Here is a 26,624-nt window from a genome sequence, read left to right as displayed (position 1 = left end):
TTCATAAGAGGGGTTCGTATGCAATTATTACAGTTACACTACTTTCTCACTGTTGCCAAGACTGAGCATATGTCTCAAGCAGCACTTCAATTAGATATTTCACAATCATCACTAAGCAAAACAATCGCTAGATTAGAAGAGGATTTAGGTGTTCCTTTATTCAATAGAAATGGGAAGAATATTCGGTTGAATAATTATGGGAAGTTTTATGCGAAAGAAGTAGAACACGCTCTAAGAATCTTAGAAGATGCCCATGAAACAATTCAAGAAATGGCTGAAATAGAGGAAGATCAAGTATCGGTTAGTGTCATGAGTTCCACCATTCTTCCTTCTATATTCAAACGTTTCTATGAAAGAAGACCAAATGTACGGATTCAACAATCGATATTACCTGATTTTATTGCAAAGGAACGGTTAATGCGGGGAGAAATTGAATTATGTGTTTCCAATACACCCATAACAGGGCCGGATATAGAATGGCTGCCTGTCTTAAAAGAACGGTTGGATTTAATCGTTCCAAAAAATCATCGACTAGCACACTTAGATGAAATTGATTTACAAGATGTAAAAAATGAACGATTTATTGGCTATAAATCAGGATTAGAATCTATAAGTATGTTTGAACAATGTTGTATACAAGCTGGCTTCACACCTAATATTGTATTTGAAGGAACGGAACTATCGATAGTTTTGCAGCTTGTTGACGAAGGACAAGGTATTTCCTTTTACCCTCAATATTCTTTTTTAGGCAAACAACTAACTAATAGTAAAATCATTCGTCTAAAGAATCCCCATTGTTATCAAATGGTTGGTTTCGCTTGGTTAAAAAATAGACATTATTCTTATGTAGCAAGACAGTTTCGGCAGCATATGATTGAATCGTTTAAGGAAATTAATAAAAAGAACTGAGACATAGGCAAAAGTGAGGTACGATTTTTTAGGATATCAGCCAAAGTTGAGGGCTTATCAGCCAAATTCGAGATTTATCAGCCAAACTTCAGCTCTTTTCAGCCAAATTCGAGATTTATCAGCCAAACTTCAGCTCTTTTCAGCCAAATTCGAGATTTATCAGCCAAACTTCGGCTCTTTTCAGCCAAACTTGGGATTTATCAGCCAAACTTCAGCTCTTTTCAGCCAAACCACATAACTTATCAGCCAAAGTATAAGAAATTAATTATTGCTTTTATGTTATCAATCTCCGTCATTCAAAAAAGACTGGATTAATGCTCCAGTCAAATTCTGTTTTCTCTCCATATAACTAGACTGTCATTTTCCAATTAGATAAAGCTAGCCACTTCTCTTTCTCCTTGTAGTCAGGCATTAACTTCCCAACAAGTCTCCAAAAAGAGCGATCATGATTAAGATGAACCATGTGACACATTTCATGAACAACAACATAATCAATTACCTCAAGTGGAGCCATCGCTAACCTCCAATTGAAGGTTAATTGAAAATTAGAATCACAGGTGCCCCAATTGGTTTTGCTATCCGTAATCCTTATGGATCGAGGCTTTGTTTTAAAGTTACTTTGATAGAAGGAGACCCTCTCCTCCACTAAAGACTTACTTCGCTGATAATAATACCTTTTTAATAATTTTTTTATTTGTTTCTTATCATACTCTTTTATATAGATACACAGCTTGTCCACTTCGAATTTCACCTGTTCTTGAACAACCGTTATATCTTGGATAATGTCAATAGGATAGCTATTACCTAAATAAAGAAATCTCTCCTTATTCTCATATACCTTTTCCTGCGGGCCTGCCATTCTTGTCTGCATTTCTTTTATTCTGGTTTGAATTTGGTTCCAATTTTGCTCCAGTACTTGATGGACATAATCGTCTGATGTCTTTTTGGGAGCCAAGATTTCAATGTTTCCATATCCATCTAATGTTATTCCAATGGAAGTACGATTTTTATACTTTATTTCATAACGGATTGTTTCACCTAAGTAGGTATGCAGCATATCGTCACCTACCTTTACTTATCCTCTATATTTAATAGCTAATCCCTTTAAGAAGTTTCTAGCGAAATTATCTAAACACACCTTATAGTTTTTATGGCCTTCTTTCCTTAAAAAAGCTCCTAATTCCCCTTTAGACACATTTAATCCTGCTTTTTTAAATATATCAATCATATCCTCTGTCGTTAATGACAGCGCAATTTTAACTTTCTTTAATAAAATGTTATTAACACTCGTATTGTTTTTTATCGATGATTCAGGTGCGCTGGATTGTCCTGGTTTTGGCTCCTGCTTTCCTCTCTTATAAATAATAAAGCCATTTAGAAAGGAATCTAACATACTATTCGTCAATTTGATTTGATCATCATTTTCTGCCTCTTCATCTGCCTTCTTCAGTATTCTTACTACTTCAGGGACAGATACCTCTTTTCCCCCAAGCTTAAAAATTTCAGCCATTTCACTATTTTTTATTTCTAACGCGTATCTTAAACGAATTAAAATATCATTATTCTCCATGATTTTCCCTCCAATTTTCAAAACAACTATATACTTTTCATCTACCTTCAGTAGAGTTCTAGAGTTAATCATAAATAATTATCCTCAAAAAGTATAGTACCTCTAGATCGCAAAGGATCTTCCACTAATAAATTCAATATATATCCATATAAAAAAGGAATGAATACTGCTTCCTTTTTCCTTAAAACAATCAACCTTTCTAACAAAAATAACCCAACTTCTTGGGCTAAATGAATTTTAATTTAATTAGGGAGATTATCTGACTTAGATATCCACCGTATAATACAGTAATAAAATATCCAAAAGAACCGATCAACGATTACAGAAATCCATAAATTCCAACCTTCATAATGAATCCCATTTCTATTCGTTTTACTATACCATTATATGTTTTGGTCTTGCTAAACTCGTTTACTCTTTATGTTTTAGTTTCCATCTATTAAACTGAATCTTTTCATATAAAAATTGAAAGGCATATAAGATTAAAGCTAAAACCGTAAACACATACATTATCTGCATTTTGGATAATCGCACCAACGATGCTATCCCAAATTTAGTTAAGTAAGGTACAATAACATAGGTAAATATAGAATCAATAACCATGTTGATCCCCTTATAAGTAAAGAACTTTCCGTATGTCCATTTTAATATCCAAATGGTACCCACAAAAAAGGATCCTAACATAAACGGAATGTCTCCAGGTATTCTTGGATGGATTTTTTCATACCACCACCACCGATATTTGTCAATCTCACCATCAACGCAATAAACGTGCTTGCAGCTATATATCGTTTAAGTGTATTTTTACCTAATAAAGGTACCGTCACCCAAGGTACGATCATCGACAAAATCAACAGCGTCTTGGAATATTTCATTATTTTCATCGTGCCCACCCTTTATCATTCATTAAGATTACTATTCCCCAAAAAGTCGGATTTTATCTTAATTAAACTTTAAGATAGAATATTTAATCACTCTAATAAAGATAATGAGCTGGTTATTAAATTGCCCGCTGGTTAGTTAGGACTCCTATAAAATTCCTATTGCTTTATATTTATTGCACGGTTTTTCTTTATTCTGTAATTAGTTCATATGCAGATATTTTCTTAATCCTAAGCGAAATAATCATAGAAACAATATAAGCTAAAACCATGATACAAGCACAAGTGATTACCATACTAAGCAAATATTACTCAATCCTGGCTTAATGGTTATTATTCAACTTAGTGCATTTTTTGATCGAAAAGCAGAGCGATTAAGAGATCCTCATGTAGCGATTGCCTTTGATAAAGAAAGCTATAATACGATCTATGAGGAATCTTCAGCAAACTATCCAGGCGTAAAAGAACAGAGATAGAAGAGATTATCAACATGAACCTTACTAATTATCATTTTGGCAATCGGGAATTATAGATTAACCACTTCTCCTTAAAACTATCTCTTGTAAACTGCTTTTTTCCCATCTTTTTTCTTACTATTCCGACTTTTTACTCATTTCTACTATTATTAAAGATAATTAAATAAATTTATGCTATTATATCCTCGTACCAACATTGAAATCGTTTGCATAGTTAAAACTTAATACCTATTAAAAAATGAGGAGGTGAACTTTAATACTTGGTGCAAACGTTTTTACAAATATAGGAGGGATCAAATGATTTTTTTCAAAAAAATAAGTTACTTATTCTTAATTTTCCTTACTATCTTTTCTGGATTAACGTTTCAAGGTTCAAATGAACAACATCAAGTTAAAGCAGAGACTATTAATTTAGAAGAAAACGACTTTTCCTGGGATAATGCAACAGTCTATTTTGCTATGACAGACCGTTTTGCTGATGGGAACACCGCTAATAATAATTCCTATGGAAGACCGCAAACAGATGCAAACGGAAGTAACATCGGTACTTTTCACGGCGGCGATTTGAAAGGGCTTACAAATAAGTTGGACGAAGGTTACTTTACAGATTTAGGAATCAACGCAATATGGATTACTGCTCCCTATGAACAGATCCACGGCTGGGTTGGCGGGGGTAATAGCGGTGATTTCGCTCATTATTCTTACCACGGATATTATGCATTAGATTACACCATGGTAGACCAAAACATGGGAACTGTAAATGAAATGAGAGAGTTTGTTAATAAGGCTCATGAAAGAGGCATTCGAGTAATTATGGATGTTGTAATGAACCATGCTGGATATAATACTATTAAAGATATGCATGAATACAATTTTGGTAATCCAGGGGTACCTGAAACTTGGACACCAGGTTCTGGACAATCCTGGCATGATGTTCATAATTATATCAATTATGACGATGCGAATGCATGGAAAAATTGGTGGGGAGATTGGGTAAAAGCTGGGATTGGCGGCTATACTCAATGTGGGAATGATGATAAAAATATGTGTCTTTCTGGACTTCCTGATTTCCGTACAGATGTTACGCAAGACTTAGGTCTACCTAACTTATTAAAAAATAAATGGAATAAGGAGCAAAATGGATCATACGATTCTTGGATTGTTCCAGCTGCAAAAGATTTACGTAAAAATTTGGGAGTTGCCCCTGCTGATTACATCACTAAATGGTTATCCTCATGGGTAGAAGAGTTCGGAATTGACGGATTTAGAGTTGATACAGCCAAACATGTAGAAATCCACCGGTGGAAACAACTAAAAGAAGAAGCCAATGATGCACTTTGGAAATGGCGGGCCAATAATCCAGATGCCCCTGGTGCGCAATGGGATGATGATTTTTGGATGACAGGTGAAGTTTGGGGACACGGAGTAGGAAAAAGTGAGTATTTTTACAATGGTTTTGACTCTATTATTAATTTTACCTTCCAAGGAGAAGGTGCAAATGGTCCAGCATACAATCTAGCATCAATGGAAGATACGTTTTCACATTATGCAAGCAAAATCAATACCGATCCAGATTTCAATGTACTGAGCTATCTATCTCAACATGATACATCGCTTTATCCTAGAGATCGATTAATTGATGGTGGAACTTATTTAATGTTATTACCTGGTGGTATTCAAATATTTTATGGAGATGAAACAGCCCGACCATTCGGTCCAACAGGGTCGGATCCTAATCAGGGAACAAGATCCTCCATGAATTGGGATTCAATTAACGAACAAGTTCTCACTCATTGGCAAAAAATGGGGCAGTTTAGAAATAGGCACCAGGCAATTGGTGCAGGTGAGCATAAGCAAATTGGAAATAGCCCTTATACATTTAGCCGTACCCTCAGCAGCAATGAATTAGACGATCGAGTTGTTGTTGCAGTAGGAGCTAGTGGCAAAACAACGATTGACGTTTCATCTGTATTTAATGATGGAGATAAACTGAAAGATTTCTATACAGGCAATACAGCTACTGTTCACAATGGAAAGGTTACGTTTACACCACATAAGAACGGTGTTTTATTAATAGAACGCGAAGGAGAGGCTCTTCCATCCATTTCCGTAACTCCTAATAGTAGTGAATTTGATACAGAAGAGTTGGAAATATCCTTTAGTTTAAAAAATACAGCCGAAGGCTACTACACAGTAGATGGATCTGATCCTAGTGAAAATGGTACTGCATTTGTTGATGGAGATAAATTATCGATCGGAAAATCTCTAGAAATAGGCGAAACACTTGTCCTAAAACTCTATGCCGAAAATGACTCAGGTCCTGTTGCAAAAGAGTATACTTATAAAAAAATCGCTCCATTGCCGAAAGTCTCTGCTAATCCGCCTGGTGGTACATTCTATGACGACACAGTTGATGTAACCTTGGATTATCAAAATGTTGAAGAAGCATTTTATAAAATTAACGAGGGAGAGCCAGTTGCATATACAAAAGGGAAAACCATCTCATTGGGTGCAGATACCGCGGTTGGGGATGAAATTATTCTTACCTTAACGGCCAAAAATCAATATGGAGAAGCAGAGAAAACCTATACTTTCACAAAAATTGATGGCTTAACTATTTACTTTAAGAAACCAGATAACTGGAGTACACCTCATCTTTATTATTATGATACGGAACCAAAAGTTGATGAACCTTCTTGGAATAACGCACCAAAGATGGAGCATTATAAAGATGATTGGTATGTATATACCGTTAAAGGAACCGAGAGTATGAATGTAATTTTTAAGGATGCTAATAATCAGTGGCCTGGTCCTAATCAGCCTGGATTCATAAGAAGCACAAGCGGATGGTTTGATGGAGAATGGCATGATAGTGATCCAACTACTCCAGTTGTCCCTTCAGCTCCAAAAAATTTAAAAGCAACGGAAGTGAATGCTAGTTCCGTAACACTAAATTGGGAAGCTTCATCAGCTAACGTGTCTCATTATGCTGTATACCGAGATGCAGAAAAAATTGGAGAAACATCTACTACCTCCTATAAGGATACTGGTGTCAGTCCACAGACAGAATACGAATATTATGTAATAGCCATCAATGATATAGGGAAATCAAAAAGCAGCAATATTATTTCTGTTACAACAACAGAGGTTCGCACAAATGAAGTAACGATTTATTATAAAGGTGTTGAGAATCCTTACATCCATTATCAAGTTGGCGATGGAGATTGGACACATCTACCTGGTAAGAAAATGGAGCAATCTAGTATTCCAGCTTACTATGTAACAACCATTCCCTTAGGAGAGGCCGATAAAATAAATGCAGCCTTTAACAATGGTAAAGGAAAGTGGGATAATAACAACGGGAAAAATTACGCTTTTACAAATGGCACCTTTACTGTGGACAATGGACAGCTTTTAGAAGGGGAACCTCCGTCCACTAATAAAGTAACCATTTATTATTATACTGGATGGAATGAACCTCGGATTCACTATTCACCATATGACGGGCATTGGAGTACATTACCTGGAACACAAATGTCCAAAAGCGATTATCCAGGCTACTTTGTGATTACATTGGATATTGGTACAGCAGACGGTCTTGAAGCTGCTTTTAATAATGGAAATAATTCATGGGACAACAATCAAGGTAGTAACTATCACTTTAAATCAGGGGAGTACATTCTTAAAAATGGTCAAGTAACAAGGGGACACCCATAAAGAAGTACTATATAACACAATAATGAACTCTATAGATCCAATGACTAAAAAAAGAGGCTAGCATCTATAGAGTCTTTATTCAAATTATAGAAATCAGGAAAAACTTCCAAGAACCGCACTTATTGTTAAATTTTAGTTTCTGATTTTCTATTAAAAAGTAAGAAGTAAAAAGATGATCCCCTATTCACGGAGATCATCTTCTTTATCAAAGTTATCTTATTTTTAAATACCTTAACGAAAATGTTTAAAAAAACGCTATTTCTTTATTTTCTAATATTAGGGGATTCTGAGTTCTTCCCCTTCTACCTAGTTTTGCTAAGGAAGATAAAAATCACTCGATTAATACCAATTAATTTGTTCTCGAATTTCTTCTCTTCCCAAAATACAAACCAATACCAACTATAAGTAATATAAACCCTACAACTAAAATATTAAAGTTGTTTGTCGCTGTATCTGGAAGCTCATTAGCTTGAGTTGGAATATTAGAAGACTGCGGCTGTCCTTCAAATACGCCATACGTACTGAAGTGATCCGTATAAACAGACACCTTGCCGTTCTTATATTCTCCACCAATCAATTCCCATTTATTTGCTTTTTCATTCCAATAATAAACTTTTACAGTTTTAGGGTTTTTAACTTGTTTTGGATCAACTTTGAATGTGAGTTTCACTTTATCATCAAATTCATGGTGCGTTTTTCCATTCGCTTCTATTGTAAAGTCATAAGCAATAAGAGAACCTTTTACTTTCATTTTCTTCACGTTAATATTTACGTTTTCAGCTAACGGAAGAATGGAAGCAGGGATTTGTACATCTACATTTCCATTACTTATTACAATCGATGCTCCCGCACTCTGTAAAGCTTGGATTTGCTCTTTTGTTAATGTAAATGTTGCATTGATTTTGTTATCGACTTTGATAACAACTACAGCATTATCCGCAATATTTGCAAGAGCTGAGTCATTAATCTTATACTTGTTACCATGCTTTATTACTTTCGGTTTAATTTCTTTTATTTTATTTGAGTTACCAGGTTTTTCTCCTGGCTTATTGCCTGGTTTTTCTCCTGGCCCTTGTCCTGGTTCTTCTCCTGGCCCTTGTCCTAGTTCTTCTCCTGGCCCTTGTCCTGGCTCTTCACCCGGCTCTTGTCCTGGCTCTTCACCCGGCTCTTGTCCTGGCTCTTCACCCGGCTCTTGTCCTGGTTCTTCACCCGGCTCTTGTCCTGGTTCTTCACCCGGCCTTGTCCTGGCTCTTCACCTGGCTCTTGTCCTGGCTCTTCACCCGGCCCTTGTCCTGGTTCTTCACCCGGCTCTTGACTCACATCAATAATTCTTCCTTCTACTTCAGTAGGTATTCCTTCACTTCCAATACTTATTAAATGGTCACGGAAGTTTTCCCAATCAGATAGCCCTAAGTCTGTAACACGGCCTTCTGCATAAGCTTTAGCAAAAACGTCATAGCTGTCTCCGCCTTTAGCAGTAAACGCATTTGTAGCAATTGTGTACATCGTATCATCTTGAACTTCTACATATTTACCAGCTTCATTTAAATAGGAAACAGATACAATTCGCTCTCCAGGTTGTTTTGTTTCATCATATACTACTTTTCCACCCGCTACATGTAAGAAACCACCATTTTCTGCTGGATACTGACCTAGAGAAATTTCAAACGCTTCTTTTAGCTCAGCACCTGTTACATCCATGGTTGCTAATGTGTTGTTAAATGGAAGAACAGTGATTATTTCACCAACTGTGATTGGTCCTTTATCAATTGCTGCACGGATTCCCCCGCCATTTTGCAGGGCCATAATAATATTTTTACCAGTGAACGTTCTTGACTTCTCAAGCATTCCATCTGTAATCAAGTTTCCTAAAATCGTTTCATTCTTGCGGACACTTGGTTTTGTATCATCGCCATTCGTACGTGGACTTTCTAATGCAATTGGTGATGACACGCCGATTTCCGTTTTAGCCACTTGATTAATTTTCTCTTTAAATGGCTCCAATACTTTAACAGCTTCTTCATCCTCTTCTTGAGCACCGATAGCTACTAAGTGACCGTCATAAGTCTTCACTACATCATTTTCATCAAAAGTTACATTTAAAACGCCAAGGTTACTGTTGGAGTTACCAGTTTGAACAATTAACGTAGGTGTTTCATCCTCGTCTACTATTACTGGTTTCTCCAATGTTGTATGGCTATGACCACCGACAATCACGTCAATACCTTCTACTTTTTCCGCAAGAATTAAATCATTATCAATTGCTGCATTATCGTCATATCCAATATGGGTCAAGGCAACAATTCGATTTACCCCTGCTTCTTCAAAAGCTTCTACTGCCTTTTCTGCTTCTTTCAAATAGTTTTCAAAAGCAATCGATCCTGGGCTAGAAATGTCAGCCGTTTCCGCTGTCGTTAATCCGAAAATCCCAACTTTCTCTCCATTTACTTCTTTGACAATGCCATTATATATCTTTCCGTTTTCACTGTTTGACTCAATCGATTTGTTCTGAAGTCCAGTAAATTTCCCATCTTTTGAAAAGTCAACGTTCGCACTGACAAATGGGAAGTTTGCTCCCTTAATAAAGTCAGCTAGCGCCTGATGGCCTTCTACAGAAGAACCTAAATCAAATTCATGGTTTCCAAAGGTCATTGCATCAATGCCAAGCAAGTTCAGCATCGCTAAATCAGCTTTTCCTTGGAATTCATTAAAGTATAAGGTCCCTGTAAATTGGTCTCCTGCATGAAGGAGAAGGGCATCTGGATTTGCTGCTCTTATTTCTTTTACAGCAGTAACTGTCTTCGGTATGTTATCCAAAGCAGAGTGGATATCATTAGTATGCATAATAGTTAAATCAGGCACTTCTGGTAAATTAGATAAATCAAGTTGAATCATTACTGGATCATGGTCAGATGCTTGTCCAGTTGCTTCCGTAAAGTTTGCGTTAATATGAATCATATCAGCCGTTGTTACATTTGCTAATCTATTTGTTACTAAAATATGGTCTAGTACTTGGTTGTTACCTTGGAAGAAGTAGGAGAAACGATCTTCAGCTGGAACCTTTTCCACCATATTTGTTAAAATCTCACCCTTTAAAGCCTTAAGAGCCGGTGTAAATTCAAAATCATTCATGTCTCCAGTTACAACCACATTTAAGTTAGGGTTTTTAGCAAGCCCTTCTTTAATAAAGTTGTTTACTTCTTGTGCAAGCTTGATGCGCTCTGCTTCAGAAGACAGTACAGGCGGCTGGTTAGCTCCCCATAAAGATTGATCTCCACCTTTAGAATTCAAATGGTTTCCGATTACTACAACACGCTGACCTTTAAATTCGAATTCTGCAGCAAGTGGTTTACGTGTGTTACTAAATGCTTGTGGATTAATAACACCTGGGTTTAATGTAAGGTTCCCTGTTTCCGTCCAACCATTTGCTTCCGTTGCTTTTCCTTTCGTTCCTTCAACCAATGTTACACGTTCAGGGTTGTAAAGATGACCAACACGAATATTGCCACCAGGAGCTCCACCGTTTGTGTTATTTACAGGAGCCACGTCTATCCATTTATATACTGGACCACCTGCAGCAACAATTGCATTGATTAAACGTTGATAACTTTCTGATGCATCAGAATTTCCTGAATCAGTTTCTCCATCATTATCCTGAACCTCTACTAACGTAATAATATCAGGAGATTTCATGTTTTCTACAAATGACTTGGCAATTTTAGCTACTTTGGCATCTGGAGTGTTTGCTTTATTGTTAGAGAAATTCTCAATATTGTAAGAAGCCACAGTTAATTTATCTTCTGCCGGGACAATATGAGTAACTTCTTGTGTTAAATTGGATTTTGTTAAAGTAGGTAATTCGTTTTTATTAACAGATAATTGATAACCATTACTTGAATAGGTTACGACACCGACAACGTCACCATTAAACTTATCACCTGGCTGGAAATCACTTCCCACATTATCTAAAAAGATTTTTTCTGGATTATAATCGTCTTCAGCAATATTTAATCCACCTTGATTATTTAATGTATTATTCGTCGTGCTTTCCACAATAATAGGTACATCATTCGAATATGGAGGTCCTACTACTAGTGCATCTGGGAATGATACACGCATATATTCAAGAGATTCCCAAAAGTCGATCCCATCTTCATCTGGATCAAAAGATGTCATTTCATCATTATCAATTACTTTGTTTGGAGGAAAAATATCTTTCCCAATAATAAGTGGAGCCGGTAGTTCAGCCGTTCCATCTTTAGTAATGGATGTTGCGGTAATTTGTGTTTTAGACAGATTAGCTCCTCCACCATATTCTGTAACAGTTCCATTAACGGAAACTTTGTCTCCAACAGAAACCCCATGAGAGGACTTGTATACTTCAATTGCTTCAGATGTTTCGATATCTGTATCTGCTCCATCCACATCCTGCATAACAAAACTGCTTGAACCAAATACATGGGTTACAACACCAGTTATGTTCGTAACAGAAGAACCATTATATTCAGAAATATGCCCTTTTCCTTGTATATCATGGATACGGAGATTTTCCGTATTTAGAATTTTAAAAGTAAAGCTAAATACATCACTTACTGTACCATTTGTTACAGCAATTGCTTTAATCGTAGTTTCACCTGTTTTTAAAGCGATTGGCTGTGTGTATTTTACACTTGTTTCAGTTGGTGTAGAACCATCTGTTGTGTAGTAAATAGCAGCATCTTCTAGACCAGAATTCAACTCAACCTTTGTACCAGCTGGAACTACCCCTGGTGTTTGTGTGGAATAAACGGCTGGCTTGTTCACTAAATCATAGCTATTAAGACCAGTAGTTTTTAGATGATACCCCGTTTCATCAATTGATCCGATTCCGGTAAGATGAACTTTATCTCCTTCTTTGTATTGCTTGATTAAGTCATCATAAGTGGAACCTGTACGATTATCGTGAATAACACGTACCTTTTCTCCACTTTCAAATACAGCTTGGAATGTAGCAGTGCCATAGCTATCCTTTGTCATTTCAGAAATTGTAACGTTTTGTAACGTAAGCAATTCACCTTGTGTGGAATCAGTTACTTCCGTAACAGACTGTGCTGCTGGCAGATCATTGTTTGAAGACACGATATCAAGGCTTTCTGGTTCGATTTCCAGTTCATTTTTATATGTCTTCAATACGCCCGTTATTTTTACTTTCTCTCCTGGCTTAACAGATTTAGGACTAGCATATACATACATTCCAGCAGTGGAATCTTGCATATAAAAAGTTTCGCTTCCCCAAAGTCCTGAATTTGTTGTCACAATACCTTCTATCGTAACTGTTTTGCCAGCGCCAAGTTCACGCGCATCTGCGATCGAAATAGCAGGTTCCGGTTCTGCAGGCTCTTCAGGAGCAGCTGTACCAAAAGTATGTATGCCAAGATTATCAAAGTAATTAATTCCTTTGTTCGTCCATTCTACATTTCGATCAAAACTGTCTTTAACATTTTTGTCACCTGATAAAACATCACTATTTCTAATTAACGTAACGTCTTTAGCAAAATCAGCATTCGAGCCAACCTGGCCAATGGAATCAATAATAGATTCTCCTTTTAATAGAACAAGAGGATCGTTACCATTAAAATTAATCACCGTCGAATTTTCTAGATTTCCTTTTGCCTTTATTTTTTCATCGGCTTGACCATGATAAATAACATATGTCTCGCCATTTTTTAATGTGCCGTTCAGGGAGAGCTTATGCGAAATTTCCTCGGCACCATTTGTATGAATTCCAAGGCTGTACTGACTTAAATCAAGATCAGAGCCAGTTCCGTTATATAACTCAATCGCCTTATTAAAGCTGCTTCCTTCAATATATTCCGAGATAATCAAATCTGTAGCTACAACCGTTTCAGCCTTTACATTTAGATTAGCTACTGGTGAGAATAAACTAAAAAGTATAGCAATTATCGTAATAACACTAAGATTCCTCTTATTTCTTCTTTTCATGTTTTTTCTCCTCATATTTTTTAGATTAGCTTCATGATTCGGACGTCTCGAAAGGAGACTATCTTGTTTGAAATACAAGCTTCTTAAGATGAACTACTAAGGTCCTTGTCCTGTTAGAAAATTATCCTAATAGAATAGTAGTTTTCCATATGCAGTTTCCCACCCATAACTTTTCCATAATCCACTGTACCAGTGCAAAATTAGCTAGTTTCTTTGTCACATCCTTTTTCAGACAATATAGTTGTAGCTCATAAAATGTCATAGGCCTAAACACCTATACAATTAATCGACGGATAATAAGTTATATTTTTACTATTAAAATATAACAAACCTATCCGTGAATCATTGTATAATGATATAAATCGCTTAACAAGACTCATTTACAAAAATATAAAGAATTTACAAAAAAAATAGAATTTTAATGCTATTTGTCGTCATATGGATAGGTTTTTTAAATTAAGAAAGCGTTTCTTGTAACATAAATTCAAAATAAACCCTTTAAAAAGACAAACTTCTTCTTTCTATGTTTCTTGAAACTAGATAAAAAACTAGTAACAAACTCCTATCAACCAGCATTGCTCCATTTCTTAAAAAAATTTATATTTACTTCCTACTAAAAAAAGCTGAATTCTAAAAATTCAGCCCTAAATTGTATCGAATTTTGATATTTAGAAAAATTCACTAAACACTACTTTGTATAATATAAAAAGTGTGATATATTGTAATCTTTAGAGATTACATTCAGTTTGTCGACAAAAAGATATTGGAGAAGTAGAATTGTATTTTCATGCGTTGCTTGGAATATAGCGGGGTGAGGATTCTGTGGATTGGCGAGACATCTTGATGCCCTGCAGGATAAAGGCGTTACGCGGATCACGCGAGCCCCATGGAAAGCGAACCCCGGAGCAAAAAGCAAGAACCTGATTCAAAGAGATTAATAAATATACTCTATTCCATCTTCTATTTCCAAATACAGAAGTTTGTTTACAGTCTGATTGTAATCTTCATAGATTACAATCTATCAAGTAGAAATGGAGGTTAAATATGCCCTTTTTATCATTCCTTTTGTTTGTATTAGTTAGCAGCTTTACTCCAGGTCCAAATAATTTTATGGCAATGTCGTTTGCTAATAAATATGGATTTAAAAAAACTATTAAGTTCAGTCTGGGGGTTTCAGCCGGCTTTTTTGTTTTAGCCTTGATGTGTAGTATTTTTAATCTTTTGCTTATAAGTATCCTGCCTATTATAAAGATACCTTTAACTATTTTAGGGGTCGGCTATATTCTGTACTTAGCTTATAAAACACTTACCAGTAAAGGTATCAATAATAACGAAAAAAATGACGAGACGAACAAAAATCTTTTTTTAATAGGTGTTTTAATACAATTTATTAATCCAAAAGGGATCTTGTATGGGATTACAGTTGTATCAACCTTTATATTACCTTACTACACTTCTTACTTTAGTTATTTTATCTTTTCATTATTTTTAGGGATTATCGGATTTCTCAGCTCAATATGTTGGAGTATATTTGGCTCCATCTTTCAGAAGTCATTATCAAAGTATCAGAAGCCATTTAATATCATAATGGCCTTGTTATTAATATATAGTGCCATTTCCATTGTTTTACATTAAATTGCATACATACGACAAGGAGGAGGGTGGTGAATCCCCCTCCAATTTTCCAAATAATAAAGTGGAATGACCACTTTTTCTTGCTGAACGCTTCCTTCTAAAAACAATCGAAAAAATTCATCTATTACCCTTCACTTTAATATCATTATCTTTTTGGAAATTTCCACTGCAGCGACCTTCCTCTTCCCGAATTTCTCTGTTCCCTCCTTATCACTCACCAGAAGGAACGGTAATCAGTGTTGATGTACATAATGGGATTCCAAAATTAGGAGAACCATCGGCATTCCAATTGAATTTTTGAATCCGGGTACTTCGTCGCTGGCTTCCTCCTTCTGATTCGGAGATAGCATGATAAACAATCCAATCTTCTGTACCATCAGGGGATTGTGTAAAACTGTTATGGCCAGGAGCGAATACCTTATTTTCAATACTTTTCTTAAACACAGGCTCTGTAGATTTAAACCAAATTTGGGGATTCATGACATCCTCATTCTCTGAGATTGTTAACATCCCTAAACTATAATCATCTGACCAAGTGGTACTTGCAGAATAGATTAGAAACAACTTATTATTTCTCTTTAACATTACCGGTCCCTCATTAATCGCCATTCCCCCTTGCTTCTCCCAATCATACTCAGGTTTTGACAATAATATATTCGGACCAGTAATTGTCCACGGATTTTCCATCTCGGCTATATAGAGAGCTGATCCATACTCAGGAAAGTTCCCATATCCAGCATAAACAAAATAAAGTCGACCTTTATGTTCAAAAATCGTTCCATCTAAACCAGGGTACTCTGTATTTACATACCCCCTCTCTACCCAATCCCCGTTAAACGGATCTTCCGCGGAATTCTCTAACACAAAAATCTTCCTTGATTGATCATCACCTATTCCGTCATTCGCTGTGAAATATATATACCATATCCCATTTATCCGATGAATTTCTGGAGCCCAAATATTAGCACAATTGATTCCTTCACTCGGAGCAGTCCAAATCGTTTTACAACTCCCTTTTGCTATTCCACTTAATGTAGGTGACTTCCATAAATCAAGTCTTGTCCTTTTCGTTACCATAAAATAGTAAGTATTATTATCTTTATACACCCAAGGATCTGCCCCTGGTTCTAGAATTGGGTTATAAAAAGTTAATTTGCTCATCGTTTCCTCCTCTAACCTTTTTTATGATGAAACCGGCCGCAAAGTAAGGGTTTTCATTTTTTCCTATTAACAGCTATAATCAGAGAAGGAGCAAACTCTGCTTCTCCGTTATATCCCCCCTTTATATAGAATCCCGTTTCACCGAAAATTTATAATCTTTATCCTATTAATCTCCTAAATGAATATTTCTAATTTCATTAATCCTCGAATTCCATACCATCTCCCTGCTCTCTCTTTACTTATCTAATCTATTTATTCTCTACCATTTCTTTCTTTTCCTTTAAAATTACCAAAGAGTATGAATAGGCTGCACTTTTTTAAGTTAAGCAGATTACAGATTATCTGTTTACGCTCTATCTTTTCGCCTTTCAATGGAATGTACCCTCTAAATTTCTTTTTAGTAATCAACCAATTATTTCATTTTTTATTCAACTATTCCCATATGGGAAAACCTTCTATCATATTGTATAATAGATTTTTATCCTATTATAAAAAGCAAAAAAATAATTCCATATCCAATTAATGAAGAAATCGTAAACTTTCCTTACCTTCCAAATTGAATGGCATTTTAGACAATATAAATTTCAAGTTAGAAAATCCAGTCTAAATCAAGTATGATATCCACATGTGATAGTAGAAAAGGGGTTAAAAGAATGAGCGTATTAAACGTAAAGAATTTAAGTCACGGTTTCGGTGATCGTGCAATATTTAATGATGTGTCTTTTCGGCTTTTAAAAGGAGAACACGTTGGACTAGTTGGCGCAAATGGTGAAGGTAAATCAACTTTCATGAATATTGTTACTGGGAAGCTGCAGCCTGATGAAGGAAAAATTGAGTGGTCACGAAAAGTCCGTGTTGGTTATTTAGATCAGCATGCTGTCCTTCAAAAAGGAACGACGATGCGTGAAGCACTAAGCACTGCTTTTCAATATCTTTTTGATGCAGAAACAGAGATTAATGAACTTTATGCAAAAATGGGCGATGAAGGCGCTGATATTGATGCATTACTTGCAGAAGTGGGGGAGCTGCAAGAAACGCTAGATAGTAACGATTTCTATCAAATTAATGCAAAAGTCGAGGAAGTTGCTCGTGGTCTTGGTTTAGACGATGTCGGACTAGATCGTGATGTAGCTGATCTTAGCGGTGGGCAGCGTACGAAAGTGCTGCTGGCTAAGCTATTACTAGAAAAGCCTGAAATTCTATTACTAGATGAGCCTACAAACTACTTGGATGAACAGCATATCGAATGGCTGAAGCGCTATTTACAAGAATATGAGAATGCGTTTATCTTGATTTCCCATGATATTCCCTTCTTAAACAGTGTTGTTAACTTGATTTACCACATGGAAAACCAAGAATTGAATCGCTACGCTGGCGATTATGATAACTTCTTAAAAATATATGAAATGAAAAAGCAGCAGCTAGAGTCTGCTTATAAGCGTCAACAACAAGAAATCGCTAATTTGAAAGATTTTGTTGCTCGTAACAAAGCAAGTGTTGCGACTCGTAATATGGCCATGTCTCGTCAAAAGAAGCTCGACAAAATGGACATTATTGAATTAGGGAAAGAAAAGCCAAAACCAGAGTTTAAATTCAAAGAAGCTCGCGCAGCCAGTCGCTGGATTTTCGAGACGGAGGATCTTGTTATCGGTTATAACGAACCACTTTCTCGCCCGCTTAATCTGAAAATGGAACGGGGACAAAAGATTGCCTTCGTTGGGGCAAACGGTATTGGTAAGTCTACACTTTTAAAAAGTATTCTCGGCTTGATTAATCCTCTTTCGGGTAAAGTAGAGCGCGGTGATTATCAACACATCGGTTACTTCGAACAAGAAGTGAAAGAATCCAACTACAACACTTGTATTGAAGAAATTTGGAGCGAATTCCCAAGTATGAATCAGGCGGAAGTTCGTGCTGCTCTTGCAAAGTGTGGATTAACAACGAAGCATATTGAAAGTAAAATTGAAGTCCTTTCTGGTGGGGAAAAAGCCAAGGTTCGCTTGTGCAAAATTTTAAACACAGAAACGAATTTATTAATACTAGATGAACCTACCAATCACTTAGATGTAGATGCAAAAGAAGAATTGAAGCGTGCTTTAAAGGAATATCGCGGAAGCATCTTAATGGTATCCCACGAACCAGATTTCTATCGTGAAATTGCGACTGATATTTGGAATTGTGAAGATTGGACAACGAAAGTGTTTTAAATAATGATTGAGGGGTACCCAATGAATTAAATCCAATTGGGTACCCCATATTCTTTTTGTCTTACAGGTTTCCTTTCCTTGTCACTTTCAGATTACTCCGATAAAAGACAAATAATATAAGAATGAGAAGCAAAAGACAAATGCCAATTAAAATGCTTATCAATAAAGCCATCGATAGCTCTGTAGAATTTTCCTCTCCTATCCTGTCCACTCTGTAGTGAACATTCTCTTCATCATCAGTAAATAACTGAAGTTTTTCTGCTTTCCTAGTAATGCTACTGCCTGTTTCCATCTTTTGTGTAAAAAGCTGCCCTTTCCATTCGTCATGGTCATTTACTTTGCTTCCATCAAAAGAAATAGCACGTTTTTCTGCCGTTAAAGCATCTGTCTTAGATGATTGACTCGATTCTTTTAGAAAATCTGTATTCTTTTGATTACGACTGCTTTCGTATTCATTGGGCTGTAATCTATCAATCAGGGAATCCGCCCTTGCCGTTTGCTCGGTCAGCCAACTGAAGATAGCCATGAATACAAATAAGATTAGACTAAGAAAGATTTTTTTACTAAACCGATTCATTTCTCGAATCATCCTCTATTTCCTTGCTTTTCCATCTTTCTATAAGAATTTGTACTCCTATCAGCAGCAGTAGCCCAATCAATAGAATGATCGCTGCCGGAGCAAATAACGATTGCGTTCCATATTGAATAGACATATAAACTTTGGACATCGGATCATCATAACTGAAATTCGGTGTTGTTAAAGCTAATAGTGGTGTTACATATAAAATAATTAATCCGACTGTAAGGAATAAACCAAGAAGTTTTTGTGCTGCAAAACTGACTGCAATTATACTAGAACTCACTAATAATAAAAGGATAGTAAATACAGTCCATTGCATCGTACTGGCTTGAGAGAGTTCATAGATATTTAATCCGTATAAACTAATCACAAAGCCGACAATCAAATTAAGTAAAAGAAAGACTGTTCCACGGAACCACAATGGAATACGTTTAAAGTAATAGGTTGTATACCCAATTAGCAAGCTGCTAATTAAGACAATAAACATAATAACCACAGGCGGAATATTTTTTTCCTGTTTCACTTCACTTGCACCAGCTGTTAATTGAAGTGGACTAGATAAGAAATTATAAACGTCGCCTTTAGAGCGTCCTTCAATAAATGCATTTTGCAGAACACTAAAGACATCATCCTTTATTTTTCTTGTTGAATCTACATTTACAGCCCATTTATTATTTAAGGCATCTGCATCTGTCTGTACAAACGAAACTTCATCATGCAGTTCATTCGTATGGTCAATAACAGTCTGCTGGTGCTTTCCTGCTTCTTTTATGGAAGAATGAATAGCATTTACTTGCTCGATGATTTGTGAATGTACTGCTACCAGTTGAGTTCCCTTTGCCGATCCTGGTTCATGCGCCGCAGTTTGTTCCCCTTGCTGTATTTGCTGAAGTAATGCCTCCCCTTCTGTTTTAATCTCGGATAAATTCTGGGCTAATTCTGTATGATGTGTGTCTAGGCTTTCTTTTGATTTAGCCAAGAATACAACAAATTGGTCTTGAAGTGCTGTTAAGCCATCTCCAATTGTCGGCATTTCTGTTTCCACATTTGTCCAAGCAGTTGTTTCCGCATCTGTTAATTGAAAAATCCTTGTAAGCTCTGTAAGAAATTGTTCGTTTTTCATTACTTCGCTCTTTGCGTTGTTCTCAGAAAGCATGTTGTTCAACGTCGTTTCATATTGATCTAGATAAGCATAGTAATAAAGCAAATCCATAATATCTCCAGTAAGAAATTCCTTATGGAACCAAGTTTCAAGGCTATGTTTTCTATCCCCAGACAGTGCTGGTGATGCTAAAATTGCCTCTTCTTTCTCTTCTATTCTAGTTATAATAGAATTCATATTATTCGTAAGAAGTGTCAGCTGTTCCCGCAGCTCATCATTTACTTCTGTGAGAGATTCTATATATTCTTTCAACAATCTATTCTCTTCGGTAAGAGAATTTTTATTTTCTGTAAGCTCTTTGATCGTATTTGCCAACGTTTCATTGTCTGTAAGAAGTGCAGCAATTTTTTCTTTCAATTGCTGAATAATTTGGTTATTACCCTCGTTACTCGTTTTAAGTGACTGCTTCACATCCTCTAATTTTTTTTGAATGTCCTTTAATTGTATTTCGAACTGACTCTTACTTTCATCCGGAATTTGTTCATCTGCCTGTAAATACTCATGAAGCTTTTTCAATAATTCTTCCATTTGTGCTAACTGCTCTTCTGCAGATGAATTTTTCGTTTCCCTGTTTGCTCCATTAGCAGTATTTGAATCTTCCTTTGCATGCATACTTTCTAATATAAATTGTTCTCCTGTTTGGTCGTCGCTATCCTTATCATCATCAGATGTCGGCAAATTAGGGTATTCTGGATTTTCTGGCGGTGCTTCTGGTAACAAGCTGCCTTCCCCTTCTGCCAATTTTTCTTTGGTTTTCACTATCTTTTCTTGAAAAGAATTCAAAGATTTTGTATCAATTAATTGCTTGTAATAATCTAGCATTCTGCTCTGGTAGTCATAAATTGCTTCCCTTTGTTTATCCAAAGCAAATATTCTATTTTCTTTTAGTAATGTTAATAACCGTTTACTGTTATCTAGTTTTTCATAAACGGAATTAGCGTTACTCATTAATTGTTGATTATTCTCCGACAAAAAAAGTGACTGTTCAGCAAAATAAGGAGATGAAGCTTCTGTCGCTGACTTTATTGTAGAAAGAGCAGTAGTCTGCAAGTTTGTCAATTTTTGTTTTTGTTGTTGCTGATACTCTTCATATGCCTTGATATAGTCAACTAAACTGCTTAAATCCTCAGAAAATGACTTCATAGATTGATTCTGACTATCACTTTGCGTGCCGATTTGCTCAATAGATGACTTCATGGACTTTAATACGCCCTCTTGTTCTAAAATCTCGTCAGCAAGATTCTTGGAACTTGGTTTATAGAAAGCTAACATAGTCTGCTGAAAGTCTATTTCCTTTTGCAAAATTTCTTCAAATTCAGAGCGTACCATTTCCATATCGTTCGCTACATAATTCCAATATAAGGAACTGATACGTTCATTTGCCCGTTTGGTAGCCCTTTCTATCTCCAAATTTACTTTTTCAGTATTTACCGCATTTAACTGACTTTGAACATTATATTTAAATGTCACTTTACTAGGATTCTCTTCTTCATATGCCATCACTTGTTCAGAGAAATTAGATGGAATATAGATGACAGCATCATATTTCTTATTCCTTAATCCATTCTCTCCAGCGCTTCTAGAAACAACAGTCCACTGAAAAGATGACTCGTTGGAGAGAATAGAAGATACATCTCCCCCTAAAAGTTTATGTTCTCCAGCAATATCAACACCAGCATCTTCATTTACTACTGCAATTGTTTTGGTTGTATTTGGCTTCTCCAGAAATGGATGATCTCCAATCAGCTGAAAAAATAACACTGGAACACCAATTATGACAACCAGTGCAATAACCATCTTCCACAATTTCACTTTTCCCATCAAGAATATACCTTCCTCTCCATAAGCACTAAAGGAATTTGAATTTTTCTCTCAAGCCCATTTTTTACATAATATCCATAGCCAGGCTGGATTTCTGGTTCCTTACGCTCATATGACAAAGTGTACAAGGATTGTTCCGATTTCTTCATTAGTAACAATGCCTGCCTAATTTGCTTTATTTCTAAAGTTAACGGATCATAGCCTTTTGTTAATTCATTAGTACTGCCTGAAACTACAATCTGAAACCCTAAGTGACTATAATTTTTCATTAGTCTCACAATCATCTCCTGCATTCTATTGTCTATTTCCTGAAGTAACCTTCCATATCCATCTATAACAAACAACAAAGGAGTAAAGAATGGAAGTGCCTTTCCTTCTAAAATCGCCTTATCATATTGACGATTTCTTTCTAAAAGCAGGGCTTCAGTAGATTCTAGCCATTTAGCAACGGTACCTCGATCTGTTAGATATTGAACCTGGTCACCTTCTGCTAAATAAGCTAACCCGCGATTGATAGAATCCCATATCCCAATTCCTTCCATTCCTTGTTGGATGGCATGGTTCATAAGTAGCTTAATGACATTTGTCTTTCCTTTTTGTGCTTGACCTAAAATCATGAAATGATTCATAGCATGAAAATCAACAAATACAGGCTGGACAGATTCTTCGTCTAAACCAATAGGTATGAGACCTACTGAATTTTCGTCCTTTATATATTCTTTAAAGCTAATGTTAGTTAACTCTTTTGGAAGCATTGGAACCCTTTGAGGAGTTCGGCAGGATTCATATTTCTCCCGCAGATTTTGAATGGATGCCTTGAGTTCCGTTAGCTGGTCGAAATCATTATCACCAATGCAAGACAGTAAAATCTGCGTAAAATATATTCCTTCTTTTTTTATAATAGCCCTGCCTGGAATAGGCTCTGGTTCATAAGGAATTCTTCCCAAAATAGAATAAGCTTCTGTATGGTCCATTAAGTAATGCACTATTTTCGTCTTTAAATTATTCATCAAGGACGGTCTAATGGAACTTACACGAGTAGCGCCAAAGAACATATATATTCCTAATGATTGACCATCCCGAGCAAATTGATTTATCTGTGCCTCTAAATCAGCCATTTCCTCTTTGACAATATCGTAATTATCAATCACGATAAACCACACTGGAAGCGTCTCATCACTTAGCTGATTATACATAGAGATAGAACTTACTTCTGTTTGCTGAAAAAGCTGTTTTCTTATATTTATCTCATTCTGCAAAATAGCCATAAACTTATTGATTTTTTGCTGTTCATCCATTAAGAATAATTCACCGACATGAGGAAGTTGCTTAAGTGGCATCAATCCGCCATTGCCAAAATCCATTAAATAAAAATGGACCTCTTCCGGAGAATAATTTTCGGCAATTCCCATAAGAAGAGTAATCAAGCTCTGCGTTTTTCCATAGCCAGATGTGCCAAAGACCCCAACATTTCCATCTTCTAGCAAAGTATAGGGATAGATCGATTGACTTTGCGCTTCAGGATCATCTATCATAGCCAGATTAATTTTTCGGCAGTTCTCATCAGGCTGATAATCTGGACGATATATTCTTGGAGATAAAGGTGGAAGCCATGGGCTTGATAGTTTTGTTAGCTGAAGCTCCTTTTGCAGCTCTTCTATTTTTCCCACGATAACATCAATCTCACTGTTCACTTGCACTTTCGTTTTTTCCTGTATGGATAGCTCAGATAAAGGAATTAACCCCAGATCCGATACAATCGCAATTTCATCTTCCATTTGTGAAGAATCTTCTTGATAATTAGCACCGCTCCATGCAGATTGGAATAATTCATACACTTCATTATTGCCGACTTGCAGATAGCCCCTGCCAGTAACAGTAAGAGAGGCTGCATCACTGTTCTTCAAAATCTCCCTGCTGTCTTCTGCATTCTGGACCTTAAGAGCAATTCGGAAACGAGCATTACTCCAGATTTGAGAATCAATTACTCCACCTGGCTTCTGTGTTGCCAATATTAGATGAACCCCTAAACTTCTCCCTATTCGAGCAGCACTTACCAATTCTTTAATGAAATCAGGCTCCTCGCTCTTTAATTCAGCAAATTCATCAGAAATAAGAAATAAATGTGGCAGCGGCTCTTCAATTTCTCCCCTTTTATACATGCTTGTATAGTCATTAATGTGATTCACTTCATATTTATCGAACAAACGCTGTCTTCGTTTAAGTTCACTTTTAATAGAAGCAAGAGCACGATTACTAAAGTTTCTGCTGCCTTCAATATTAGTAATAGTACCTAACAAATGCGGCATATTTCGAAATGGCTGTGCCATCCCTCCACCTTTATAGTCAATGAGCAAAAAAGCTACTTCATGTGGATGATAATGAACTGCAAGTGATAAAATATACGTTTGCAATAGTTCACTTTTCCCCGACCCAGTCGTACCTGCCAGCAATCCGTGTGGTCCATGAGCTTTTTCATGGAGATTTAAATAGACAATATCAGATTTACCTTTCAGTCCGATTGGAGCGGCCAATGTTTTAGCAGACTCATTTGTCAGCCAATTTTCTTTAATTGGTATTTCATCAACATCTCTTACCTTAAGCATCTCCATAAACGAAACAGTTTCTGGTATGGAATTAGTAATCCCCACCTGATGATTAAGTGTTTTTAGCATACGGGCATACTCTTCATTACCATTTAAAGCATGATTATCTAAATTAAAAGGAATCTGCACTGCGGCTTTATTTTGGATTAATATATCGCCCTGTCTTCCGTTCACATATCGAATCAATGTATGAATATTATTGGAGAAGCTTTCTTTTGCTTCACCTGCAAAGATAGCAGATATGCCCAGATGACTGTGAGAGCCTTCTAAATATTCCAGAATTACATGTTCAGCTAGGAGTTCCTGATTCGTAACAATAAAGACAAAATGGGGAGCAAAACGAGTTTTTTCATCTGTTTCTTCCACATCTCTTTCCCTGATCAATTCATAAATAGATGACAATAGCTGATCCCTTGTTTGTTCATTATAAATAAACCCTTTAGCAAAAGATTGAGGAATTTGAAAATGAGGCAGCCATTTCATCCATTCCCAGTACTTATATTCATCCTCATGAAAAATAAAAAGGAATCGTACATCATGATAACTATGAAAAAATGCAAGCTGCCCAATGATTTGGTGCAATTCTCCCTTTAATACGGACATCTTACCAATAAGACCAATGGATCCTTTCGATAAATCCGCAGTAATTGGAAGATTTTTCACATGCTGATAGGACTTCTGCAGATGCTTTGACCTTTCAAGCAATTCATCCATCTCCCGATTGGATAAATCAGCAGAGTTTACACTTATTTGGTAACTTGCAGGAACATCCCCTGTCCCCAGTCGAAATTGTAAAAAATCTTTACTATCTATGCTTCGCTCCCAGATTCGGTCAGAGATCTGTTCTGTCAAATATTTCATTCTTTCAAAAGATGGAAAATGAAACTCCAGTACTTGTCGCTGCTTTGAAGCTAAGGATTCAAGCTCACTTCTTTTTTCTTCCAGATAATTAGAATAGACTCTTTTTCTTCGTTCTTCTTGCTCTTTTCTTGTTGTCTGTTCTTTAAAATACTGAACTGTGGAAGTAATAATAGTCATCGAGAACATCACGATAGAAATAAGAATAAAAATTCCTCTTGGTATTAATAAAGCAACAAGTCCCATCACAATCAGCATCACTAAAGGTGGAAGAATGATTAGCCATAGACTTCTTTTAGAGTGGATCGATTCTTGACCAGGAAAGGATAACTGCACTTTCTCCTTAGGCAATTCATACAGCATTCTAGGTGTCCTCCGATAATTCGGATAGCGTTTCATCATCTCCGATTGAGGAAGGTAAATCTCTTTTAGAGAGGACTCAAATTCATAGAAGCTTTCTATTTGAATCACATCCTGATCCATCAATGTAACATATATGCCATTCCAGAAGAGTATATCGCCAACCTCTAGCTTTTGTTTGTCTAAAACTAAATGGCCATTTAGATAAACAGTAGAATCCCTAGAAATAATTTCCATATGATTATGATTTTTTATTAAAGAAAGCCCTTTTTCGCCATGTTGCATATGCGCTTTTTTTATGTAAATAGATTTTTTGTCGAAATTCCATTCTTCATCCTGTGAAACTGGTGCTACCATACATACTACTTCAGACTGATTTCCAATATAGTAAGTTTTTTCGAGCTTCTTCCTGCTTGTCATAAACAGCGTAAGGCACTGCCTTTCCTGGCTTAGTTGATAAAACTTCTCTGTTTCCATCACAGTTTCAGTCGAATCTATCGTATATGTCGCCATGTCATCTTCTCCCACTCTTACAAGTATGGAAGAAGGGAAAGATGGAAGAGTAGTGTTGTCTCCGAATTCTGGACCAATGGTAATGCTGCTATTTTTTGTTAATTTAATAGAATAATAGGTTTGTTCATGGAAAAGAAACAGCGTATACATAACATCACCTCGCAATTGTTCCAATTATTATTTTGA

15 protein-coding genes are annotated in these 26,624 nt (G+C 36.2%); 5 read left to right on the top strand and 10 right to left on the bottom strand.

Features of this window, described 5'->3' with window-relative positions; all coding sequences use genetic code 11:
• Nucleotides 1-18: 18 nt before the first annotated feature.
• Nucleotides 19-909, top strand: a complete 891-nt coding sequence (locus NSQ89_RS01030; RefSeq protein WP_047941678.1) for a LysR family transcriptional regulator — start codon at nt 19-21, stop codon at nt 907-909.
• A 349-nt stretch (nt 910-1,258) separates the two neighbouring features.
• Here NSQ89_RS01030 and NSQ89_RS01025 read toward each other — a convergent pair whose 3' ends face one another.
• The 4 genes from NSQ89_RS01025 to NSQ89_RS01010 all read right to left on the bottom strand — a co-directional run bounded on the left by NSQ89_RS01025 (nt 1,259) and on the right by NSQ89_RS01010 (nt 3,363).
• Complete coding sequence (locus tag NSQ89_RS01025; RefSeq protein WP_047941679.1) at nt 1,259-1,966, bottom strand: M48 family metallopeptidase; 708 nt, start codon at nt 1,964-1,966, stop codon at nt 1,259-1,261.
• An 18-nt stretch (nt 1,967-1,984) separates the two neighbouring features.
• Nucleotides 1,985-2,479, bottom strand: a complete 495-nt coding sequence (locus tag NSQ89_RS01020; RefSeq protein ID WP_047941817.1) for a YehS family protein — start codon at nt 2,477-2,479, stop codon at nt 1,985-1,987.
• 411 nt (nt 2,480-2,890) lie between these two features.
• The gene (locus NSQ89_RS01015) at nt 2,891-3,163 is read right to left on the bottom strand and encodes a hypothetical protein (RefSeq protein ID WP_341132091.1); all 273 of its coding nucleotides are present in this window, start codon (nt 3,161-3,163) and stop codon (nt 2,891-2,893) included.
• A complete protein-coding gene (locus tag NSQ89_RS01010) occupies nt 3,157-3,363 on the bottom strand; it encodes a hypothetical protein (RefSeq protein ID WP_341132090.1) in 207 nt (68 codons plus the stop codon). Before NSQ89_RS01010 ends, NSQ89_RS01015 begins: the two co-directional genes overlap by 7 nt.
• Nucleotides 3,364-3,686: 323 nt before the next feature.
• On the opposite strand from NSQ89_RS01010, the gene NSQ89_RS01005 reads away from it, so the two are divergent.
• Together NSQ89_RS01005 and NSQ89_RS01000 are read left to right on the top strand one after the other, a co-directional pair.
• On the top strand, nt 3,687-3,836 hold the full coding sequence (locus NSQ89_RS01005; RefSeq protein WP_156485502.1) for a hypothetical protein: 150 nt from the start codon (nt 3,687-3,689) through the stop codon (nt 3,834-3,836).
• Between the two features lie 297 nt (nt 3,837-4,133).
• Nucleotides 4,134-7,553 (top strand): carbohydrate binding domain-containing protein, encoded by a 3,420-nt coding sequence (locus NSQ89_RS01000; protein ID WP_341132089.1) that lies wholly within the window; start codon nt 4,134-4,136, stop codon nt 7,551-7,553.
• Between the two features lie 349 nt (nt 7,554-7,902).
• Here the strand turns inward: NSQ89_RS01000 and NSQ89_RS00995 are convergent, their stop codons facing one another.
• Complete coding sequence (locus tag NSQ89_RS00995) at nt 7,903-8,304, bottom strand: LPXTG cell wall anchor domain-containing protein (protein WP_144545416.1); 402 nt, start codon at nt 8,302-8,304, stop codon at nt 7,903-7,905.
• A gap of 350 nt (nt 8,305-8,654) precedes the next feature.
• On the bottom strand, nt 8,655-13,535 hold the full coding sequence (locus tag NSQ89_RS00990) for a 5'-nucleotidase C-terminal domain-containing protein (protein ID WP_341132088.1): 4,881 nt from the start codon (nt 13,533-13,535) through the stop codon (nt 8,655-8,657).
• A 1,044-nt stretch (nt 13,536-14,579) separates the two neighbouring features.
• Between NSQ89_RS00990 and NSQ89_RS00985 the strand changes: the two genes are divergently transcribed.
• Nucleotides 14,580-15,170, top strand: coding sequence for a LysE family transporter (locus tag NSQ89_RS00985; protein WP_095259169.1), 591 nt, complete (start codon nt 14,580-14,582; stop codon nt 15,168-15,170).
• Nucleotides 15,171-15,380: 210 nt separating this feature from the next.
• On the opposite strand, the gene NSQ89_RS00980 is transcribed toward NSQ89_RS00985, so the two are convergent.
• Nucleotides 15,381-16,331: a glycoside hydrolase family 43 protein gene (locus NSQ89_RS00980; RefSeq protein ID WP_095259168.1), complete on the bottom strand. Its 951-nt coding sequence runs from the start codon at nt 16,329-16,331 to the stop codon at nt 15,381-15,383.
• Between the two features lie 653 nt (nt 16,332-16,984).
• Between NSQ89_RS00980 and NSQ89_RS00975 the strand changes: the two genes are divergently transcribed.
• Nucleotides 16,985-18,538 carry an ABC-F family ATP-binding cassette domain-containing protein gene (locus tag NSQ89_RS00975; protein ID WP_047941682.1) on the top strand — a complete coding sequence of 518 codons (1,554 nt, stop codon included), beginning with the start codon at nt 16,985-16,987 and terminating at the stop codon, nt 18,536-18,538.
• Nucleotides 18,539-18,599: 61 nt separating this feature from the next.
• Here NSQ89_RS00975 and essA read toward each other — a convergent pair whose 3' ends face one another.
• The 3 genes from essA to essC are packed head-to-tail and all read right to left on the bottom strand — an operon-like array spanning nt 18,600 to nt 26,588.
• Entirely contained in the window at nt 18,600-19,115 is a 516-nt protein-coding gene (gene essA / locus NSQ89_RS00970) for a type VII secretion protein EssA (RefSeq protein WP_341132087.1), read from the bottom strand.
• Complete coding sequence (gene esaA, locus NSQ89_RS00965) at nt 19,102-22,101, bottom strand: type VII secretion protein EsaA (RefSeq protein ID WP_144580251.1); 3,000 nt, start codon at nt 22,099-22,101, stop codon at nt 19,102-19,104. Before esaA ends, essA begins: the two co-directional genes overlap by 14 nt.
• Nucleotides 22,101-26,588 (bottom strand): type VII secretion protein EssC, encoded by a 4,488-nt coding sequence (gene essC / locus NSQ89_RS00960; protein WP_341132086.1) that lies wholly within the window; start codon nt 26,586-26,588, stop codon nt 22,101-22,103. Before essC ends, esaA begins: the two co-directional genes overlap by 1 nt.
• Nucleotides 26,589-26,624 lie beyond the last annotated feature (36 nt).

Origin of the sequence: Niallia sp. FSL R7-0648 (assembly GCF_038007005.1) — a bacterium.
In the GTDB taxonomy this organism is placed as follows: Bacteria; Bacillota; Bacilli; order Bacillales; family Cytobacillaceae; genus Niallia; species Niallia circulans.
This window is presented reverse-complemented; position numbering and strand designations above follow the sequence as displayed.

Excerpts from the sequence above, each read along its gene's own strand:
- essA (WP_341132087.1), bottom strand. The coding sequence starts at position 19,115 with ATGAATCGGTTTAGTAAAAAAATCTTTCTTAGTCTAATCTTATTTGTA.
- NSQ89_RS00995 (WP_144545416.1), bottom strand. The coding sequence starts at position 8,304 with ATGAAAGTAAAAGGTTCTCTTATTGCTTATGACTTTACAATAGAAGCG.
- NSQ89_RS01015 (WP_341132091.1), bottom strand. The coding sequence starts at position 3,163 with ATGTTAGGATCCTTTTTTGTGGGTACCATTTGGATATTAAAATGGACA.
- NSQ89_RS00975 (WP_047941682.1), top strand. The coding sequence starts at position 16,985 with ATGAGCGTATTAAACGTAAAGAATTTAAGTCACGGTTTCGGTGATCGT.
- NSQ89_RS01010 (WP_341132090.1), bottom strand. The coding sequence starts at position 3,363 with ATGAAAATAATGAAATATTCCAAGACGCTGTTGATTTTGTCGATGATC.
- esaA (WP_144580251.1), bottom strand. The coding sequence starts at position 22,101 with ATGGGAAAAGTGAAATTGTGGAAGATGGTTATTGCACTGGTTGTCATA.
- NSQ89_RS01030 (WP_047941678.1), top strand. The coding sequence starts at position 19 with ATGCAATTATTACAGTTACACTACTTTCTCACTGTTGCCAAGACTGAG.
- NSQ89_RS01005 (WP_156485502.1), top strand. The coding sequence starts at position 3,687 with ATGGTTATTATTCAACTTAGTGCATTTTTTGATCGAAAAGCAGAGCGA.
- NSQ89_RS01000 (WP_341132089.1), top strand. The coding sequence starts at position 4,134 with ATGATTTTTTTCAAAAAAATAAGTTACTTATTCTTAATTTTCCTTACT.
- NSQ89_RS00985 (WP_095259169.1), top strand. The coding sequence starts at position 14,580 with ATGCCCTTTTTATCATTCCTTTTGTTTGTATTAGTTAGCAGCTTTACT.
- NSQ89_RS01020 (WP_047941817.1), bottom strand. The coding sequence starts at position 2,479 with ATGGAGAATAATGATATTTTAATTCGTTTAAGATACGCGTTAGAAATA.
- NSQ89_RS00990 (WP_341132088.1), bottom strand. The coding sequence starts at position 13,535 with ATGAAAAGAAGAAATAAGAGGAATCTTAGTGTTATTACGATAATTGCT.
- essC (WP_341132086.1), bottom strand. The coding sequence starts at position 26,588 with ATGTATACGCTGTTTCTTTTCCATGAACAAACCTATTATTCTATTAAA.
- NSQ89_RS00980 (WP_095259168.1), bottom strand. The coding sequence starts at position 16,331 with ATGAGCAAATTAACTTTTTATAACCCAATTCTAGAACCAGGGGCAGAT.
- NSQ89_RS01025 (WP_047941679.1), bottom strand. The coding sequence starts at position 1,966 with ATGCTGCATACCTACTTAGGTGAAACAATCCGTTATGAAATAAAGTAT.